Origin of the sequence: Chromohalobacter sp. HP20-39, from assembly GCF_033052815.1 — a bacterium.
GTDB lineage: Bacteria > Pseudomonadota > Gammaproteobacteria > Pseudomonadales > Halomonadaceae > Chromohalobacter.
On record NZ_JAWHTP010001218.1, the window covers coordinates 1 to 232 of the forward strand.

A 232-nucleotide genomic window follows, 5' to 3' on the forward strand; every position below is an offset into this window, starting at 1 on the left:
GGTGGATGTCGCAAGTTGCATCGGGCGTCTGACCGAGGCCACCGAGCAGATGTTCGAAGCACCGGACCGGCGCCAGATCCGGATCAATACTTCGTCATCGTTCGCCCATGGCTGGCTGCTTCCGCAACTGGCGCACTTTCATGTGCAGCACCCAGGCATTGAAATTGAGCTGGTGTCCACGCCTGACACAGACGTGGAGCGCATCGATGAGTCGAGCGATGTGGTCATCCGC

At 59.9% G+C, this 232-nt stretch carries 1 protein-coding gene; it reads left to right on the plus strand.

Going from position 1 to position 232, the window contains the following annotated elements:
• Nucleotides 1–49: 49 nt before the first annotated feature.
• Nucleotides 50–232 (plus strand): LysR substrate-binding domain-containing protein (locus RVY79_RS21760; protein WP_317466704.1); only part of this gene is annotated, 183 nt, incomplete at its 3' end.